This is a genomic window from Citrobacter sp. Cu231, assembly GCF_030332265.1.
In the GTDB taxonomy this organism is placed as follows: domain Bacteria; phylum Pseudomonadota; class Gammaproteobacteria; order Enterobacterales; family Enterobacteriaceae; genus Citrobacter; species Citrobacter meridianamericanus.
The window spans coordinates 359,920-374,012 of the sequence record NZ_JAOWIE010000032.1 but is presented as its reverse complement, the minus strand read 5'-3'; the positions used below and the strand labels follow the sequence as shown (position 1 = coordinate 374,012).

Below are 14,093 nucleotides of genomic sequence, written 5' to 3'. Positions count from 1 at the left end.
ATAAGATTAATGATGCGCAGCGCCGGTTTGTGAAACCGAACGGTTCACACTCAGCGTAAAGATGATAAGCGAGCCAATAATCGCGACGCCCGCCAGGACCAGCAGTCCTGCCGCATCGCTGGCAAACAACGTTTCGGCTTTGACGCGCAAAATAGGAGCAATAAACCCGCCTACAGCACCAAACAGGTTGACGAAACCAATCCCTGCCGCCAGCGCTGTGCCGGAAAGAAGTTGCGTTGGCATCGTCCAGAACACCGGCTGTACGGCGATGAAACCGACCGCCGCGACGCAGAGCGCCACGATCGCCAGTATTGGTGAAACCAGCCCGGACAGGCCAATGCCAATCCCGGCCGCCAGCAGCGTAAGCGCAGCAACGTTACGTCGGTCGCCAGTGCGATCGGAGTAGCGGGGAATAAGCCAGGTGCCAAACAGCGCCGCGACCCACGGTATCGCCGTCACGACTGAAGCCGTAAAGCCAACTTTTGTCCCTAACAATGCCGCAACCTGAGTGGGCAAGAAGAAGATCAAGCCATACACTGCGACCTGAATCGTCAGATAGATAATCGCCAGTTGCCAGACACGACCATTACGCAGTGCATCCGACAGTCGCGACGTCACCTTTTTCTCCTCTTCACTCGCCAGTTGGCTAATGAGCGCAGCCTTTTCCTCAGCGCTCAGGAAACGCGCCTGCTGCGGCGTGTCGTCAAGCCAGAAGAAGGTGAAAACCCCTGCGCCTACCGCCAATAAACCTTCGATAACAAACATCCAAAACCACCCCGGATGTCCCATAAAACCGTGCATCTCAAGCAGCGCGCCAGACAGCGGCGATCCCAGGGTTAATGCCAGCGGCGCCCCCATGTAGAACAGGCCCATAATGCTGGCGCGATTGCGCTGGGGGAACCACTGCGATGTCAGGTAAATCATACCGGGGAAGAAGCCCGCCTCTGCCGCACCCAGCAGAGTACGGATAATCAGAAACTTCGCTTCCGTATCCGCCCATGCCATCGCCGCAGAGAGAAATCCCCACAGCAACGTGGTGGTACCAATCCAGGTTCTGGCGCCAAATTTACGCATCAACAAGTTGGCAGGAACGCCCAGAAAGGCGTAAACCACAAAGAAAATTCCTGCTCCCAATGCATAAGCTTCATTGCTCAGGCCGGTATCAATCTGATAGGTCTCTTTGGCAAACCCGATGTTCGAGCGGTCAAGAAACGCCAGCACATACAGCGCCAGCATAAAGGGAATCAAACGGGCACGGTTTTTCTTCACCACACCGTCAAGTAACGTGGTACTCATAGCAAAATCCTCAAAAAAATGAGGGCGTTGCCGTGAAAAAGGCAACGCACAGGTCATTAGTGGCTATAAGGGCGCTTCAGATTGCAGTCGCGGTTAAGCTCGACGCCAAATCCCGGTTTATCCAGCACTGACTTATGAATGCGGCCATTGACGGGCACGGGTTCGTCAAGAAGGATAGGATCAAACTGCGGACGCATCGTTGAGCAATCCGGGCTGGTCATCAGGAATTCGCTGAACGGGGTGTTGGTGAACGTGATCACCGCATGGTGTGAGTAAACTGATGAGCCATGTGGCACCACCAGTTGGCCACGCGATTTCGCAATAGCGGCAATTTCTACTAACGTGGTTAACCCACCGCACCAGCCTACATCCGGCTGCATAATATCGATGCCAGTTTCAGACAGCGTGCGGAAGGATTGCAGCGTTCCGTGATGTTCACCGCTGGTGACCATCATCCCCGCCGGAGCGTTGCGTTTCAGTTCGCGATAGCCTTCATACTGTTGCGGAGGCAGACACTCTTCGATCCACTTCAGATTGTGTGGCGCACAGGCATGAGCCAGTTTGGTGGCATAGTTCACGTCCTGACTCATCCAGCAGTCGAGCATCAGCCAGAAATCAGGACCGCATTTCTCGCGCATATCGGCAACCATTGCCGAATCTTTGCGGATCCCGGTATCCCCGTCGTGCGGTCCCCAGTGGGTTGGCATTTTACCGCCAATAAAACCCATCTCCTTCGCCAGATCCGGACGCGCGCCCGTCGCGTAGAATTGAATTTCGTCTCGTACCGCACCACCCAGCAACTTATAGACCGGTAACCCCACCACTTTGCCAAACAGATCCCACAACGCCAGATCTACGCACGAGATGGTGTTCATTACCAGACCACCAGAGCCGGAGTAATACATTGTTGCACCGAGCATCTGGTCATGAATGAGTTTGATATCGCTAACGCATTTACCTTCGATAAAACGATTGAGATGCTTTTCCACAATAAAGCAGCCCATCTCCCCTGCCGTCGAAACGGCAAAACCGGTCTGCCCGTTCTCAGCCTCTACTTCAACAATCAACGTTCCTAACACGTTGATGCCAAAAGACTGACGTGATTGCTCGTATTCACGATATTTACTCATTGGCGTGGCGATATGATCGTCAATCCAGTGGTTAGCGCCCTGATCGTGATAATCACCACCGCCTGCGCCTTTATCTGCTGTAGCGCCACCGGTAAACCAGGCACGGACATGTTTAATTTTAGGTAGGGTCATGATGTTCTCCTTTTTATGAAGCGAGTGAGTCGAAGGGACTTTTCCATCCCAGCAGGCGCGAAATATCCCTGGCGCAGGCAATTGCTTTCCCGGCCAGATAGTCACGATTCTCTTCGTTAATTTGCAGACGCGTGCCGACCACCGAAATTGCTGCGGTCAGTTCATTGTTAGCGTTAAAAACAGGCGCTGCGACGCAGCGAACATCGGGGTAATCTTCGCCATTATCAAAGCTCCATCCACGCTGACGAATACGCTCAAGCTCGTCATTCAACTGCTGTGGTCTGGTGATAGTGGTTGGCGTTGCCTGTTCCCATATCAGTTGTTCAATAATGGCTTTACGTACGGCGGCAGGTTGCCAGGCTAGCAGACACTTGCCGATCCCAGAGCGATAGAGCGAAAGACTTTTCCCCTCGTGGGAGCGCACGCTAATAGTGGATGACGACTCCACTTTCAGGATGTAATACGCGCTTTCGTGGTCAATGATCCCCAGATGGCAAAGTAACCCGGTCTCATCCATCAGTTGTGTCAACCGTGGACGCGCCAGTTCACGTAAATCCATCTTACTCAGAGCGTGCCCCGACAGCTCAACCAACTTGGTCCACAGGCAGTAATTCTCCTGATGATCAATGCTGATAAAACGCTGACGTTTAAGTTCGTTGAGTAACAGGTAAGCGGTACTTTTTGGTATACCCAGCGTCTCTATGATCGTAGCAGCACTGCATGGGCCGATACGCGCAATGAGATTGAGAATTTCGATCGCCCTGGTGAGCGCGGGAACTTTACTTGATTCCAACATACTGGACTCCAGTCTGAGATACTGGAATCAGTGTGGTAGGTTAAAGTGGTTAAAATTGTGAAGCGCATCAAATCCTCTCGTTCTTCCAGTAGGCTGGAGAAAAATCGAGTACAACTGTGAACTAACGCACAGATTTTTTTGTTGGGAGTACAACAGGTTGGACTGATAATGGGAAGGCCAGGGCACCTTCCCATAACAAAAAGAAGAGAGAGAATAAATCAGGCAGGCAGCGTCAGGGATTCCACCACGTCGATCCAGCCATGTTCGTTGGCAATATCCTGTCCGTTAAGCCAACGGCGCAGCATATTCAGTGCCATCATCGCGCACACTTCCTGGTGAATCGCCAAGCTGTAGCGATTAGCATTCAGCCGGACGCGTAAGGCATGCGTTCCATCAGGTGTTGCCAGCGCAAAGTTAATATGTTCGTTTTCGAACGCGGATATCGCCAGTGCCAGCCCCGCATAATGGTTGCCGCGTCGCTCGGTTACCCAGTGCGTTGTTTGCGCCAGCGTTTCTTCCTGGGGCGGAACCACTTCGCTCGCGAGCAGCGGAGCATTTGCGCGCGAAAGCTGCAGCGCCACCAGACCACTGGTGAATTGTTCGCTCAGCGTCAGGCTGTATTGCCGTTCCTGTAACGTGCGGGCAATTTGCGCAGGCAAGCCTTCCGTACCTTCGAAAATCATGTTTTGCCCGGCAACCTTTTTCACCTCAGGCCACAGCGCCAGCATCGCTTCACGTTGGGAATCCGGACCGGTCAGTTTCAGCTCAATAATCGGCATCGACGAGCGATATCCCATTGTTACGCCCGGTGGCAAAGTCAGCAGATCCAGGCTTTGTGCCAACTCGCTTTCAGAGCGGCCAAAGGTGGTTAATCGCAGGCATAGCGGGGGTTGAGACAGTGAAAAGCGCTCACGCAAACGCGGCAGGATCTCATGCTCAACCATGACTTTAAATTCTGATGGTACGCCCGGCGTAAAGAACATCAGGCAGCGGTTAAGCCTCAGGGCAAACCCGCATGCAGTACCTACTGGATTATTGATAAACTCCGCGCTAGCGGGAAGCTCAGCCTGTTTGCGGTTGCTTGGTGCCATCACGCGGCCGCGTTCACGGAAATAACGTTCCATCTCGGCGAGCCAGGCTTCATGCAACACCAGCCCTTCGCCTTTTGCCGTTGCCGCCGCCAGCGCGCTCAAATCATCGCTGGTCGGCCCCAGACCGCCGTTAACGATCAGTACGTCGGCGTGTTCGCTACGCTCACGCAAAACGGCGACCAAATCGTCAAGATTGTCACCTACTGTGTTGCGACGTGTTAACGGTAAACCCTGATGAAAGAAAAAATCGGCCAGCCAGGCGGCATTGGTGTCGACAATTTGTCCGTGCAACACCTCATCCCCGGTGGATAGCATCTCCACGTTTAACATCGTGTTCTCCTGATTTTATGATGAAAACACTATAACGCATGGAGGGGGGAAGGCGCGACTGAACGCCGCGCCGGAAAAATCAGAAACTCGCGTTAACCCCAACGTACGGGCCATCAGCAATCGCGTTATCACGGTTGCCGTCTTTGCCAGCAAGGTTCAGGTAGCGATAACCGGCTTCAATACTCAGCGGACGCATAATGGTCAGACGTGCACCGGCATTAGCCTCTTCATAGCTGTCGATACCGCTGGAAAGCGAATCGGGAGAATAATAATACTCGCCAAACAGGCGGATGCTGTCGCCAATCGGCCACTGTAAACCACCACCGACCGCCGCCGCGTAACCCTCATCACCATCATTCGGGTTAGTATAAATGCCTTTCCCACCCACCGTTGCCAACAGCGGACCGAGTGGAACATTCAAACCTAACCCCAGACCAGCTGCATCGCCGTCGTCATCGTTATGCATCCAGTTACCACTGACGGCCAGCCCCGTAGTCTCGGTGCCCATACCGAACCCAAGGTTGGTGTAATCTTCGCCAGCCTGGCCACTAATGCTAATTGCGCTCGCCGACGCAGAAACAAACAGCATGCCGGCAAAACCCAACATTAAACTTTTTTTCATTTTCTATCCTTTCAAGCAAAAATCAAAACATAGCCCCAAAACCGAGGGATTGTACTGCCAGATGGCGAGGAATCAATGAACTAAAAAAGCGATGCACTGCCATATTGTAACTAAATACTACTTAATGAGACGAGATAATGTTAAATTTTTGTATAAAACGTATCGTTGTGTACCCCTGAATGCCATTTTCAACAACTATCAATTTTTCCCCGGTCACACGGACTTAATCGTCGATGAAGCGTTTTTTCTCCAGCCAGCAAAAGGTAAGATAGGTGAATGATGGAATTATCAATCCCCTGGAAGGACTTGACCTATGCGCCAAAGAACAATTGTTTGCCCCTTAATTCAAAACGATGGCTGCTATTTACTGTGTAAAATGGCAGATGACCGCGGCGTGTTTCCCGGTCAGTGGGCGCTTTCTGGTGGTGGCGTTGAGCCGGGTGAGCGCATCGAAGAGGCTTTGCGTCGGGAAGTGAGGGAGGAGCTGGGTGAACAACTGGTATTATCAGAAATTACTCCGTGGACCTTCAGCGATGATATTCGCACCAAAACCTATGCCGATGGCAGTCGGGAAGAGATTTATATGATTTATCTCATCTTCGATTGCGTGGCAGCTAATCGTGAAGTGAACATTAACGAAGAGTTTCAAGATTTCGCGTGGGTTAAAGCGGAAGATCTTGGTACCTACGACTTAAATATCGCCACGCGAAAAACGTTAACCTTGAAAGGACTACTGTAAGTCTAACGAGTTTAAACGTAATATAAACAATGTTCACAATAGCGGTATTGTTTTCAGCATTCAGCACAGAAGCCAATGCCGCCACGTTGTATAAAAATATTTTATATTCAAACAAATAAATCACCTCCCTCTAGTCTTTATCTTGACATCCCAAACCTTAAACTCTTAAGGATAAATTAACCTTTGGCCATTAACCTTTGTAGCCTGATGAAATAATTAACGACGCCCCTGTTTAGTCCTAAAAATAAAACTTCGGTAGCGTTAAATGGCTTGAAGGAATAATGATGCCTGACTTTTTGCCTTTCTCTCGCCCGGCAATGGGTGCTGAAGAGCTTGCAGCCGTGAAAACAGTGCTGGACTCTGGATGGATAACCACTGGCCCGAAGAATCAACAGCTGGAAGAAGCCTTCTGCCAGTTGACAGGAAATCAACACGCCGTCGCTGTCTGTTCCGCCACGGCAGGTATGCATATCACGCTAATGGCGCTGAACATAGGTGCAGGCGATGAGGTCATTACGCCGTCAATGACGTGGGTTTCTACCCTCAACATGATTGTCCTGCTGGGTGCGACCCCCGTGATGATCGATGTCGACCGCGATACGCTGATGGTCACACCAGAGCAAATTGAAGCCGCTATCACGCCACGCACCAAGGCCATTATTCCGGTACATTACGCTGGCGCTCCAGCCGACCTTGACGCGATTTATGCGATTGGCGAGCGGTATGGTATTCCGGTCATAGAAGATGCAGCCCATGCCGTAGGAACGCAGTATAAAGGCCGCCATGTCGGCGCGCGCGGCACGGCAATCTTCTCATTTCACGCCATCAAAAATATCACCTGCGCAGAAGGTGGGCTGATTGTTACTGACGATAGTCAGCTTGCTCAGCGGCTTCGCAGTCTGAAGTTTCACGGTCTGGGCGTTGATGCTTACGATCGACAAACCTATGGCCGGGCGCCGCAGGCCGAAGTGCTTGCGCCAGGCTACAAATACAACCTTACCGATATCAATGCTGCCATCGCGCTGGTACAGCTGAATAAACTACAACAGCTGAACTCACGGCGGGCGCAAATTGCCCATGAATATCAACAGGCGCTAGCCGATACGCCATTTCAACCGCTGAGCCTGCCTCAGTGGTCGCATGTTCATGCCTGGCATCTGTTCATCATTCGCGTTGACGAAGCGCGCTGTGGCCTGAGCAGAGATGCTCTGATGGAAGCACTGAAGGCTAAAGATATCGGCACTGGTCTGCATTTTCGTGCAGCCCACACGCAAAAATACTACCGCGAACGCTTCACTACCCTTTCGCTCCCAAATACAGAATGGAATAGCGCACGCATCTGCTCGCTGCCGTTATTCCCCGATATGACCGCCGCTGACACCCAGCGGGTCATAACGGCACTTCGCGAGATTGCAGGACAATAAATATGTTTGAAGCAGCACCGATCAAAAAAGTCTCGGTGGTCATTCCCGTTTTTAATGAACAGGAAAGCCTGCCTGAACTAATCAGACGTACCAGCGCCGCCTGCGAAAAGTTGGGCAAGGACTATGAAATCCTGCTGATCGATGACGGCAGCAGTGACAATTCCGCTCAGTTGATGATGAACGCCTCCCAGGCACCAAACAGCCATATTGTTTCTATTTTGCTGAATCGCAATTACGGGCAACACTCGGCGATTATGGCCGGTTTTAGCCATGTCACTGGCGACTTGATCATCACACTGGATGCCGATTTGCAGAACCCGCCGGAGGAGATCCCACGGCTGGTCGCCACCGCAGATGAGGGGTTCGATGTGGTAGGAACGGTACGTCAGAATCGTCAGGACAGCGTATTTCGTAAGACCGCCTCACGCATGATCAACCATCTGATTCAGCGCACCACCGGTAAAGCGATGGGTGACTACGGTTGTATGTTACGCGCCTATCGCCGTCACATCGTCGATGCCATGCTGCATTGCCAGGAGCGCAGCACTTTTATCCCGATTCTGGCCAATATTTTTGCCCGTCGCGCTACGGAAATCCCGGTACACCATGCAGAACGTGAATTTGGTGACTCCAAATACAGCTTCATGCGTCTGATCAACCTGATGTATGACCTGGTGACCTGTCTGACCACAACGCCGCTTCGTATGTTGAGCCTGTTGGGCAGCGTAATTGCAGCCACGGGCTTTACCATATCCGTTCTGCTTGTTGTTCTGCGCCTGACGCTCGGTCCGCAGTGGGCTGCAGAAGGGGTATTCATGCTGTTTGCCGTTCTGTTTACCTTTATCGGCGCACAGTTTATTGGCATGGGTTTACTCGGGGAATATATCGGTCGCATCTATAACGATGTCCGTGCCCGCCCCCGCTATTTTGTTCAACACGTTATACGCCCACAAACCACGCAGTCAACCGAGGAAAACCACGCATGAAAGCCGTCGTATTTGCCTATCACGATATGGGATGTCAGGGTGTCCAGGCCTTGTTGGATGCAGGTTATGAAATCGCTGCAATTTTTACGCACACCGATAACCCAGGTGAAAAAGCGTTTTTTGGATCTGTTTCCCGCCTCGCCGCCAGCGCTGGTATTCCGGTTTACGCCCCGGACGAGGTCAACCATCCCTTATGGATTGAGCGCATCAGCCAACTGGCACCGGATGTTATTTTCTCGTTCTACTATCGTCATTTGCTGAGTGACGAGATCCTCAGCCTTGCCCCTAAGGGTGCATTTAATCTGCACGGCTCGCTGCTGCCGAAATATCGCGGTCGCGCGCCGCTGAACTGGGTATTGGTCAATGGCGAAACCGAAACCGGCGTCACGCTTCATCGGATGGTCAAACGTGCGGATGCAGGTGCCATTATCGCCCAGCAACGGGTTGCTATTTCGCCGGATGATGTGGCATTAACGCTGCACCATAAATTATGCCAGGCTGCGCGTCAGTTACTGGAACAAACACTACCCGCAATTAAAACGGGAGATTATGCAGAACGTCCCCAACAGGAAGAAGAAGCGACCTGTTTTGGTCGCCGTGCGCCAGAAGATAGCTTCCTCGACTGGAACAAGCCAGCTGCAGAGTTGCATAACCAGGTACGCGCCGTCAGCGATCCTTGGCCGGGCGCGTTTAGCTATGTTGGTACGCAAAAATTCACCGTTTGGTCGTCACGCGTTTGCACAAATGACCTCGCTGCCCAACCAGGAACCGTCATCTCCATTTCGCCTTTGCTGATCGCCTGTGTCGATGGCGCACTGGAAATTATCACCGGACAAGCTGGCGATGGTATTGCCATGCAGGGATCACAGCTGGCGCAGGTTCTGGGTCTGGTGCCGGGTTCCCGCCTGAACAGCCAGTCAGTTACCACCACTAAACGCCGTACTCGCGTGCTGATCCTTGGCGTCAATGGCTTCATTGGTAACCATCTGACTGAACGCCTGTTACAAGAAGACAATTACGAAGTGTATGGACTTGACATTGGCAGCGACGCCATTAGTCGTTTTCTGCAGCACCCGCGATTCCACTTCGTCGAGGGTGACATCAGCATTCACTCCGAATGGATTGAATATCATGTGAAAAAATGCGACGTCGTACTACCGCTGGTAGCAATCGCCACACCAATCGAATATACCCGCAACCCGCTGCGCGTGTTTGAGCTCGATTTTGAAGAGAACCTGAAAATCATTCGCTACTGTGTGAAATACCGTAAGCGCATCATTTTCCCGTCAACATCTGAAGTCTACGGCATGTGTACCGACAAAGTCTTCGATGAGGACAGCTCGAATCTGATCGTCGGCCCGGTGAATAAACCACGCTGGATCTACTCCGTTTCCAAGCAGTTACTGGACCGCGTAATCTGGGCATACGGCGAAAAAGAGGGATTGCGCTTCACCCTGTTCCGTCCATTTAACTGGATGGGGCCGCGTCTGGACAGCCTTAACGCCGCACGTATCGGCAGCTCACGCGCCATTACCCAACTTATTCTCAATCTGGTGGAAGGTTCACCGATTAAGCTGATTGAAGGCGGCAAGCAAAAACGCTGCTTTACTGATATTCGCGATGGTATTGAAGCTCTGTACCGCATCATTGAAAACGAAGACGGACGCTGTAACGGCGAAATTATCAACATCGGTAACCCGGAGAACGAAGCCAGTATTCAGGAATTGGCAGAAATGCTGCTTACCTGTTTTGAAAAACATCCATTACGCAACCACTTCCCGCCGTTTGCCGGTTTCCGTAACGTCGAAAGCAGCAGCTACTATGGTAAAGGTTATCAGGACGTTGAGCATCGTAAGCCCAACATTCGTAATGCAAAACGCTGCCTGAACTGGGAGCCCACCATTGAGATGCAGGAAACAGTAGAAGAGACGCTGGACTTCTTCTTACGCAGTGTGGATATCACGGAACACACATCATGACCAAAGTAGGCTTGCGCATTGATGTCGATACGTTCAGGGGGACGCGCGAAGGCGTGCCCCGCCTGTTGGAGACATTGAACCGACATAACATTCGGGCAAGTTTTTTCTTTAGCGTTGGACCGGACAACATGGGACGCCATCTCTGGCGTCTTGTGAAGCCGAAATTTCTGTGGAAGATGCTGCGCTCAAACGCAGCATCACTCTACGGCTGGGATATATTGCTCGCGGGAACCGCGTGGCCGGGAAAAGAGATCGGCCAGGCCAATGCGGCAATCATCGCGCAAACCGCCCTGATTCATGAAACCGGTTTGCATGCCTGGGATCATCATGCCTGGCAGGCGCGTAGCGGAACCTGGAATGATAAACAGCTGATTGATGATATTTCACGAGGCATCACCGCTCTTGAAACCATCATCGGACAACCTGTTACCTGTTCTGCCGTTGCCGGATGGCGTGCCGACAACCGCGTCGTCGACGCAAAAGAAACGTTCCATCTGCGCTATAACAGCGACTGTCGGGGAACGTCGTTATTTCGTCCTGTACTGGCCTCAGGGAAAGCAGGTACACCACAAATTCCCGTCACGTTACCAACATGGGATGAAGTGGTTGGTCAGGAGGTCCAGGCGGTGGACTTCAACGCTTATATTCTCTCCCACATCCAGATGAGCAGAGGAACTCCGGTGTATACCATTCATGCGGAAGTTGAAGGCATCGCTTTTCATCAGAATTTTGACGAGCTGCTGACTCGAGCCGCCGACATGGGGATTACATTTTGCCCGCTCGGCGATCTGTTACCTGACGATGTCAGTTCGCTGCCAACAGGGCAGATCGTACGTGGAAAAATACCCGGCAGAGAGGGATGGCTCGGCTGCCAACAATCGGTGAGTGCAACACAATGAAACCTGCTGCCCGCTACACTCTGGCCTTTATCGCGTTTATTGCGCTGTATTTCATTCTCCCCATTAACAGCCGCCTGCTCTGGCAACCTGATGAAACGCGCTATGCCGAAATCAGCCGGGAAATGCTGACGTCCGGCGACTGGATCGTGCCGCATTTTTTAGGACTCCGTTACTTCGAAAAACCCATTGCCGGATACTGGTTAAACAGCATCGGGCAATGGGTGTTTGGCACCAATAATTTTGGCGTCAGAGCGGGGGCCATTTTTGCCACCCTGCTGACGGCACTACTGGTTGCCTGGCTTGCCATGCGGTTATGGCAGGATAAGCGGACCGCCGTACTCTCTTCAGTAATCTTTTTAACGTTTTTCTCGGTTTACAGCATCGGCACCTACGCGGTACTTGATCCCATCATTGCTCTCTGGCTAATGGCTGGCATGTGCTGCTTTTGGGAGGGGATGCAGGCCACCACCCGAACGCGCAAAATTATCGCCTTTTTGTTGCTAGGGTTAACCTGCGGCATGGGCGTGATGACCAAGGGCTTCCTGGCGCTAGCTGTTCCTGTGCTCAGCGTACTGCCGTGGGTTTTCATGCAAAAGCGTTGGAAAGACCTCATTATCTACGGTCTGCTGGCAGTGGTCGGCTGCGTCATGATTGTGCTGCCGTGGGGAATAGCGATTGCCCAGCGTGAGCCGGATTTCTGGCATTACTTCTTCTGGGTTGAACATATTCAACGCTTCGCGCAGGATGATGCCCAACACAAGGCCCCCATCTGGTACTACATTCCGGTATTTGTGGTTGGTGCACTACCATGGCTCGGACTGCTCCCCGGCGCGCTGCGTACGGGCTGGCGTGAACGGGATGTTCCGCGCAGCGCACTGTACCTGTTAAGCTGGATTATTATGCCAATCCTGTTTTTCAGCATCGCCAAAGGAAAACTTCCGACCTATATTCTTTCCTGCTTCGCGCCGCTGGCGATATTAACGGCGCGTTTCGGCCTGCAGGCCGCAGAAAAAGGCTCAGCCGCGCTGCGCGTGAATAGTTGGATCAACGTGCTGTTCGGTGTGATCGGTATTGTTGCCACATTTATTGTGTCCACATTGGGTCCGTTAAAGACGCCGGTCTGGTCGTATATCGAAACGTATAAGGTGTTTTGCGCGTGGGGCATTTTTATCACCTGGGCACTGTTCGGCTGGTATACGCTAAATAACAGCGAGAAGAACTGGAAATTTGCCGCGCTGTGCCCGCTGGGACTCGCGCTGCTGTTTGGCTTCTCAGTCCCTGACCGGGTGATGGAGTCTAAACAACCGCAGTTTTTTGTCGAGATGACCAAAGAGTCGCTGGAGTCGAGCCGTTACATTCTCGCCGACAACGTTGGTGTTGCCGCAGGGCTGGCCTGGAGCCTGAAGCGTGACGACATCATGATGTACAGCCAAACGGGCGAGTTAAAATATGGCCTCAACTACCCGGATGCGCAGGGGCGCTTTGTCAGTCGGGAAGACTTTGCCGGCTGGTTAGCGCAACATCGTCAGCAAGGAAATATTACGCTCGTGCTCACAATTGATAAGGATGAAGATATTAATCAATTTGCCATCCCTCCCGCTGACTACATTGATAATCAGGGGCGTTTGGTTCTGATTCAGTATCGGCCTAAATGATCTGGATAGCCTTAGTTCTCGCCAGTCTGCTCAGCGTCTGCGGTCAGTTATGCCAGAAGCAGGCGACCCGCCCCGTCTCCGTTCGTGTGCGGAAACGCCATGTTACGCAATGGATAGGGCTTGCTCTGGCAAGCCTCGGTCTGGCCATGCTGCTGTGGCTGGCGGTACTGCAGAATATTCCTGTCGGTATCGCCTATCCCATGCTAAGTCTTAACTTTGTATGGGTGACACTGGCCGCATGGAAAATCTGGCGCGAACCAGTCACAACGCGTCACTGGCTGGGGGTTGGGCTAATCATCACCGGCATCTTTATTCTTGGGAGTGCGGTGTAATGGGCCTATTTTGGGGATTATGTAGCGTGATTATCACTTCAGTCGCCCAGTTGAGCCTCGGCTTTGCGATGGATAATCTGCCGCCAATGCTGCAACCGCTGGCATTCATCTCTGCCGTATTTTCTCTTAGCATCGGCGCGTTTTCCCTGTATGCCGGGCTGGCAGGCTATTTACTATCGGTTATTTGCTGGCATAAAGCCCTGCACCAGCTTGCGCTCAGCAAGGCCTATGCCCTGCTCAGCCTGAGCTATGTGTTAGTGTGGGTTGCATCCATGATCCTGCCCGGCTGGCAGGGATCATTTTCAGTAAAGGCGCTCGCTGGAGTGCTATGCATCATGGCAGGGCTAATGACGATTTTTCTGCCTTCACGCAAGTGTCAGCACTAATTATTTATCTTCGGACTGTCGTAACAGGCGTTCCCATTCGTCACAAATATACTGTCTGGCATCAATGATTTTAATCATTCGGGCCTTATCGCGATTAATACAATATTGGGCATCTTTCAGCGGTGAAAGGAGGTCTCCGGGCTTAAGCGACTCGGTAGATTGCGCCTCGGCCAGCATCTTCAGCGAACCGCCGCTATCGCAAAGTACGATATAAAGCCTCCTTGCTTTTTTGAGACAGCAAGACTTCTTCACATGCCATTCCATAACGCACCTTTTGTTAATAAATTTCACATCAG

General features: G+C 52.1%; 14 protein-coding genes. 8 read left to right on the top strand and 6 right to left on the bottom strand.

The window, feature by feature from the left end; translation table 11 throughout:
- Positions 1 to 6: 6 nt before the first annotated feature.
- The 5 genes from OGY15_RS08305 to OGY15_RS08285 form a co-directional block, all read right to left on the bottom strand.
- The gene (locus tag OGY15_RS08305; RefSeq protein ID WP_187258673.1) at positions 7 to 1,296 is read right to left on the bottom strand and encodes an MFS transporter; all 1,290 of its coding nucleotides are present in this window, start codon (positions 1,294 to 1,296) and stop codon (positions 7 to 9) included.
- 56 nt (positions 1,297 to 1,352) lie between these two features.
- On the bottom strand, positions 1,353 to 2,558 hold the full coding sequence (gene rhmD / locus OGY15_RS08300; RefSeq protein WP_210904541.1) for an L-rhamnonate dehydratase: 1,206 nt from the start codon (positions 2,556 to 2,558) through the stop codon (positions 1,353 to 1,355).
- Between the two features lie 13 nt (positions 2,559 to 2,571).
- Positions 2,572 to 3,354: an IclR family transcriptional regulator gene (locus OGY15_RS08295; protein ID WP_151219906.1), complete on the bottom strand. Its 783-nt coding sequence runs from the start codon at positions 3,352 to 3,354 to the stop codon at positions 2,572 to 2,574.
- A gap of 218 nt (positions 3,355 to 3,572) precedes the next feature.
- The gene (locus tag OGY15_RS08290; protein WP_286538918.1) at positions 3,573 to 4,775 is read right to left on the bottom strand and encodes a nicotinamide mononucleotide deamidase-related protein YfaY; all 1,203 of its coding nucleotides are present in this window, start codon (positions 4,773 to 4,775) and stop codon (positions 3,573 to 3,575) included.
- Between the two features lie 79 nt (positions 4,776 to 4,854).
- A complete protein-coding gene (locus OGY15_RS08285) occupies positions 4,855 to 5,397 on the bottom strand; it encodes a YfaZ family outer membrane protein (RefSeq protein WP_151219908.1) in 543 nt (180 codons plus the stop codon).
- A 313-nt stretch (positions 5,398 to 5,710) separates the two neighbouring features.
- Between OGY15_RS08285 and nudI the strand changes: the two genes are divergently transcribed.
- The 8 genes from nudI (at position 5,711) to arnF (ending at position 13,797) form a co-directional block, all read left to right on the top strand.
- Positions 5,711 to 6,136, top strand: a complete 426-nt coding sequence (gene nudI / locus OGY15_RS08280; protein WP_151219909.1) for a nucleoside triphosphatase NudI — start codon at positions 5,711 to 5,713, stop codon at positions 6,134 to 6,136.
- 284 nt (positions 6,137 to 6,420) lie between these two features.
- Positions 6,421 to 7,560 carry a UDP-4-amino-4-deoxy-L-arabinose aminotransferase gene (arnB, locus tag OGY15_RS08275; RefSeq protein ID WP_286538917.1) on the top strand — a complete coding sequence of 380 codons (1,140 nt, stop codon included), beginning with the start codon at positions 6,421 to 6,423 and terminating at the stop codon, positions 7,558 to 7,560.
- A 2-nt stretch (positions 7,561 to 7,562) separates the two neighbouring features.
- Positions 7,563 to 8,546, top strand: coding sequence for an undecaprenyl-phosphate 4-deoxy-4-formamido-L-arabinose transferase (arnC, locus tag OGY15_RS08270; protein ID WP_187253452.1), 984 nt, complete (start codon positions 7,563 to 7,565; stop codon positions 8,544 to 8,546).
- Complete coding sequence (gene arnA, locus OGY15_RS08265; RefSeq protein ID WP_286538916.1) at positions 8,543 to 10,525, top strand: bifunctional UDP-4-amino-4-deoxy-L-arabinose formyltransferase/UDP-glucuronic acid oxidase ArnA; 1,983 nt, start codon at positions 8,543 to 8,545, stop codon at positions 10,523 to 10,525. Before arnC ends, arnA begins: the two co-directional genes overlap by 4 nt.
- A complete protein-coding gene (gene arnD, locus OGY15_RS08260) occupies positions 10,522 to 11,424 on the top strand; it encodes a 4-deoxy-4-formamido-L-arabinose-phosphoundecaprenol deformylase (RefSeq protein WP_151219911.1) in 903 nt (300 codons plus the stop codon). Before arnA ends, arnD begins: the two co-directional genes overlap by 4 nt.
- Complete coding sequence (gene arnT, locus OGY15_RS08255) at positions 11,421 to 13,079, top strand: lipid IV(A) 4-amino-4-deoxy-L-arabinosyltransferase (protein ID WP_286538915.1); 1,659 nt, start codon at positions 11,421 to 11,423, stop codon at positions 13,077 to 13,079. Before arnD ends, arnT begins: the two co-directional genes overlap by 4 nt.
- Positions 13,076 to 13,411: a 4-amino-4-deoxy-L-arabinose-phosphoundecaprenol flippase subunit ArnE gene (arnE, locus tag OGY15_RS08250; RefSeq protein ID WP_151219913.1), complete on the top strand. Its 336-nt coding sequence runs from the start codon at positions 13,076 to 13,078 to the stop codon at positions 13,409 to 13,411. The genes arnT and arnE overlap by 4 nt, the downstream gene beginning before the upstream one ends.
- A complete protein-coding gene (gene arnF / locus OGY15_RS08245) occupies positions 13,411 to 13,797 on the top strand; it encodes a 4-amino-4-deoxy-L-arabinose-phosphoundecaprenol flippase subunit ArnF (RefSeq protein WP_286538914.1) in 387 nt (128 codons plus the stop codon). Before arnE ends, arnF begins: the two co-directional genes overlap by 1 nt.
- Here the strand turns inward: arnF and pmrD are convergent, their stop codons facing one another.
- Complete coding sequence (pmrD, locus tag OGY15_RS08240) at positions 13,798 to 14,061, bottom strand: signal transduction protein PmrD (RefSeq protein ID WP_151219915.1); 264 nt, start codon at positions 14,059 to 14,061, stop codon at positions 13,798 to 13,800.
- Positions 14,062 to 14,093 lie beyond the last annotated feature (32 nt).

Coding starts and splice junctions, on each gene's coding strand:
- arnD (WP_151219911.1), top strand. CDS start 10,522: ATGACCAAAGTAGGCTTGCGCATTGATGTCGATACGTTCAGGGGGACG.
- rhmD (WP_210904541.1), bottom strand. CDS start 2,558: ATGACCCTACCTAAAATTAAACATGTCCGTGCCTGGTTTACCGGTGGC.
- nudI (WP_151219909.1), top strand. CDS start 5,711: ATGCGCCAAAGAACAATTGTTTGCCCCTTAATTCAAAACGATGGCTGC.
- arnT (WP_286538915.1), top strand. CDS start 11,421: ATGAAACCTGCTGCCCGCTACACTCTGGCCTTTATCGCGTTTATTGCG.
- OGY15_RS08305 (WP_187258673.1), bottom strand. CDS start 1,296: ATGAGTACCACGTTACTTGACGGTGTGGTGAAGAAAAACCGTGCCCGT.
- pmrD (WP_151219915.1), bottom strand. CDS start 14,061: ATGGAATGGCATGTGAAGAAGTCTTGCTGTCTCAAAAAAGCAAGGAGG.
- arnB (WP_286538917.1), top strand. CDS start 6,421: ATGCCTGACTTTTTGCCTTTCTCTCGCCCGGCAATGGGTGCTGAAGAG.
- OGY15_RS08285 (WP_151219908.1), bottom strand. CDS start 5,397: ATGAAAAAAAGTTTAATGTTGGGTTTTGCCGGCATGCTGTTTGTTTCT.
- OGY15_RS08290 (WP_286538918.1), bottom strand. CDS start 4,775: ATGTTAAACGTGGAGATGCTATCCACCGGGGATGAGGTGTTGCACGGA.
- arnC (WP_187253452.1), top strand. CDS start 7,563: ATGTTTGAAGCAGCACCGATCAAAAAAGTCTCGGTGGTCATTCCCGTT.
- arnF (WP_286538914.1), top strand. CDS start 13,411: ATGGGCCTATTTTGGGGATTATGTAGCGTGATTATCACTTCAGTCGCC.
- OGY15_RS08295 (WP_151219906.1), bottom strand. CDS start 3,354: ATGTTGGAATCAAGTAAAGTTCCCGCGCTCACCAGGGCGATCGAAATT.
- arnE (WP_151219913.1), top strand. CDS start 13,076: ATGATCTGGATAGCCTTAGTTCTCGCCAGTCTGCTCAGCGTCTGCGGT.
- arnA (WP_286538916.1), top strand. CDS start 8,543: ATGAAAGCCGTCGTATTTGCCTATCACGATATGGGATGTCAGGGTGTC.